Source organism: Roseovarius halophilus (ex Wu et al. 2025) (assembly GCF_047086965.1).
Genome location: NZ_JBKOTX010000329.1, coordinates 1 through 3,948, shown reverse-complemented (window position 1 = coordinate 3,948; position 3,948 = coordinate 1). Strand labels below are relative to the sequence as shown.

3 protein-coding genes are annotated in these 3,948 nt (G+C 70.2%); 2 read left to right on the top strand and 1 reads right to left on the bottom strand.

Annotated elements, in window-relative coordinates; all coding sequences use genetic code 11:
- Nucleotides 1–1,105, bottom strand: a 1,105-nt coding sequence (locus ACH107_RS30710) for a formimidoylglutamate deiminase (protein ID WP_412509478.1), incomplete at its 3' end; no start/stop codon positions are given.
- A gap of 81 nt (nt 1,106–1,186) precedes the next feature.
- On the opposite strand from ACH107_RS30710, the gene hutI reads away from it, so the two are divergent.
- Nucleotides 1,187–2,377, top strand: coding sequence for an imidazolonepropionase (hutI, locus tag ACH107_RS30705; protein WP_412509477.1), 1,191 nt, complete (start codon nt 1,187–1,189; stop codon nt 2,375–2,377).
- On the top strand, nt 2,374–3,948 hold a 1,575-nt coding region (gene hutH / locus ACH107_RS30700; RefSeq protein WP_412509476.1), incomplete at its 3' end, for a histidine ammonia-lyase. The genes hutI and hutH, both read left to right, overlap by 4 nt.

The window sequence follows — 3,948 nt, the reverse complement described above, 5'->3', positions numbered from 1 at the left end:
GGGCGCCGCCATGGCAGACCGCCTCGTACAGCCGCCGCCCTGTCGAGCGGTCGGGCGTGGCCAGCGCCGCCCGGCACCGGTCACGCAGCCGCTGCGAATATTCCAGCGTGCGCAGTTCCTCGCTGAGCGAGATGCGGATGTTGGAATCCGACCCGACGGCGAGGCGCCCGTCGGCGCCCAACCACAGCACCCCGTCGAATATCCCGTCGCCGAGGCTGGATTCGGTGATCGGGCACAGCCCCGCCACGGCGCCGGTGGCGGCCAGCCCTTCGGTTTCGCGGGGTTGCATCTGGGTGCAGTGGATCAGGCACCAGCGCGCGTCGACCTCGGCGTTTTCCAGCAGCCATTCGACCGGGCGCGCGCCCCGTGCGGCCTGCACCTCCTCGACCTCGGCCACCTGCTCGGCAAGATGCATGTGCACCGGGCCATCCACAGCCAAGCCGGTGGCGCGGGCCACGTCATCGGGTGCGACGGCACGCAGGGAATGCGGCGCGACGCCGAGCGCGGTGTCGGCGGGCAGGGCGCTCGCGGCGTCGCGGCAATCCGCGACCAGCCGGGCGAACCGGTCGGGATCGTTGCCGAAACGCGCCTGGCCCGGCCCCAGCTCCCGCCGGTCGCAACCGCCGAACCTGTAATGCACGGGCAGCAGTGTCAGGCCGATCCCGGTTTGCCGTGTCGCGGCCATGACGCGCTGCGCCAGTTCCGACAGCCGGTCATAGGGCGCCCCGCCCGGCTGGTGATGCAGGTAGTGGAACTCGACATTCGTGGCATAGCCCGCTTCCAGCATCTCCATCTGGACAAGGGCCGCGATCGCCTGAACCTGATCCGGGTCAAGCCGGTCGAGGAACCGGTACATCAGTTTCCGCCATGTCCAGAAACTGTCGCGCGGATCCGGCCCCCGCGCTTCGGTCAGGCCGGCCATGGCCCGCTGGAACGCGTGCGAATGGGCGTTCGCCGGCGCGGGCAGGAGGCTTCCCACGCGCTGCCCCTGCCGGGGCTGATCCGCCGAGACAAAGGCGATCCGCCCGTCATCGCCCAGCGTCACCGCCACGTTCCGCGCCCAGCCTTGCGGCAGCAGCGCCTGTTCGGCCCAAAGTGTGGTCATTGCCGGAATCCCGTCTTGACAGAAGTTTATGTATAGACATAATGGAGGAAACTTTCTCGCCGATCAAGACGGTTTGCTTCCATGCTTCTGAGAAATGCCTCCATCGCCACGATGACCGACGGCCCGGCCTACGGGCTGATCGAGAACGCGGCTTTGTCCGTCGCCGACGGGAAAATCTGCTGGGCCGGCCCCGAACAGGACCTGCCCGCGGACTGCGCCGAGCCCGGGGAGGACATGCAGGGCCGGCTGATCACCCCCGCCCCGATAGACTGCCACACGCACGTCGTCTTTGGCGGGGACCGCGCGGGCGAATTCGAAATGCGGCTCAACGGGGCCAGCTACGAGGAGGTGGCGCGCGCCGGGGGGGGTATCGTCTCGACCGTCCGCGCCACCCGCGCCACCGACGAGGATGCCTTGCTGGCCGACGCGCTGCGCCGGGTCGATGCGCTGCTGGCCGAAGGCGTCTCGGTGATCGAGGTCAAGTCGGGCTACGGGCTGGATATCGATACCGAGCTCAAGATGCTGCGTGTCGCCCGCGAGATACCCAAGGTGCGGGATGTCCGCGTCCGGACGACGTTTCTCGGTGCGCACGCCATCCCGGGCGACTACAAGGGCCGCGCCGCCGCCTATATTTCGGACGTGTGCCTGCCGGCCCTGCGCGCTGCGCACAAGGCAGATCTGGCCGACGCGGTCGACGGGTTCTGCGAAGGTATCGCCTTTTCGGCCGCCGAGCTGCGGCCCGTTTTCGAGACTGCCCGCGCGCTGGGCCTGCCGGTGAAACTTCATGCCGAGCAACTCAGCAATATCGGCGGCACGCGGCTGGCGGCCGCGTTCGGGGCGCTGTCGGCGGACCACGTGGAATATGCCGAGGCGGCGGATGCCGCCGCGCTGGCCCGGGCGGGCAGCGTCGCGACCATCCTGCCCGGCGCCTTCTACACGCTGCGCGAAACGCAGGTGCCACCGATCGGCGCGTTTCGCGAGCACGGCGTGCCGATGGCGCTGGCCACCGACTGCAACCCCGGCTCGTCGCCGCTCACCTCGCTGCTGCTGACCATGAACATGGGCTGCACGCTGTTTCGCATGACGCCCGAGGAGGCGCTGGCCGGCATCACGCGCAACGCGGCGCGTGCGCTGGGGCTGGATGATACCGGCGTGATCGCGCCGGGCAAACGTGCCGACCTTGCCGTCTGGGACGTCGCGCAACCCGCCGAGCTGGCCTACCGCATCGGGTTCAACCCGCTTCACCGCCGCATTTTCGGAGGCAAGGGATGACCGTGAGCCTTACCCCCGGCAGCGCCACGCTGGCGCAACTGGAAACGCTCTGGCGCGAGGGCCATGCCGCCACGCTGGACCGCGCCGTGAAACCGGCCGTGGAGGCCGCCGAGGCACTGGTGCGCCGCGCCGCCGCGGGCGAGGAAGCTGTCTATGGCGTCAATACAGGGTTCGGCAAGCTGGCCAGCGTCAAGATACCGCCCGAACAGACCGCGCAGCTGCAACGCAACCTGATCCTGAGCCATTGCTGCGGCGTGGGCGAGGCGATGGACAGCGCCACGACCCGGCTGATGATGGCGCTCAAGCTGCTGTCGCTGGGGCGCGGCGCCTCGGGCGTGCGCTGGGCCACGATCGACCTGATCGAGCACATGCTGGCCGCCGACGTGACCCCCGTCATTCCCGCGCAGGGTTCCGTCGGGGCGTCGGGGGACCTCGCCCCGCTGGCGCACATGGCCGCCGTGATGATCGGCGCGGGCGAGGCGATGCATGACGGCTCCCGCCTGCCCGGTGGCGAGGCCCTCGCGCGGGCGGGGCTCACCCCCATCACGCTGGGCCCCAAGGAAGGCCTGGCATTGATCAACGGAACGCAATTTTCCACGGCCTGCGCGCTCACCGGGCTGTGGGAGGCGTGGCGCAATGCCCGGGGCGCGATGGTGACGGCCAGCCTGTCGACCGACGCGATCATGGGATCGACCGCGCCGCTTGTCGGGGCCATCCACACCCTGCGCGGCCACCGGGGGCAGATCACTGCCGCGCGCGCGCAGGCGGGGCTGATGGCGGGCAGCGAGATCCGCGAAAGCCACCGCGACGGCGACAGCCGCGTGCAGGATCCCTATTGCATCCGCTGCCACGCGCAGGTGACGGGCGCCGCCATCGACCTGCTGCGCCGGGCGGGGGAGGTACTGGAAATCGAGGCCAACGCCGTCACCGACAACCCGCTGGTGCTGGTCGAGGAGGGGCGCATCGTGTCGGGCGGCAACTTCCATGCCGAACCGGTGGGCTTCGCGGCCGACCAGATCGCCATGGCCGTGGCCGAGATCGGCGCCATCGCGCAGCGCCGCGTGGCCCTGATGGTGGACCCCACGCTGAGCTTCGACCTGCCGCCGTTCCTGACGCCGGAGCCGGGGTTGAACTCGGGGCTGATGATCGCCGAGGTGACGACCGCCGCGCTGATGAGCGAGAACAAGCACCTGGCCAATCCCTGCACGACCGATTCAACGCCCACCTCGGCCAACCAGGAGGATCACGTCAGCATGGCGGCCCACGCCGCCCGACGGCTTGCACGGATGAACGCGAACCTCAACACCGTCCTCGGGGTCGAGGCGATCTGCGGTGCGCAAGGGGTCGAGTTCCGCGCGCCGCTCAAGACGAGCGCGCCGCTCCGCCGGGCGATCGCGCGGCTGCGGGATGTCGTGCCCGCGCTGGAGGCCGACCGCTATCTCGCGCCCGAGATCGACGCGGCCGCGGCGTTGACGACACGCAGCGCGGAAAAGGCCGACACCCTGCGGGCCGAGGGCATCATCCCCGTTCTGTGGCCCGACGGCGACCTGTCCGACGCGTTCGCCACCGCC

Coding starts and splice junctions, on each gene's coding strand:
- hutI (WP_412509477.1), top strand. CDS start 1,187: ATGCTTCTGAGAAATGCCTCCATCGCCACGATGACCGACGGCCCGGCC.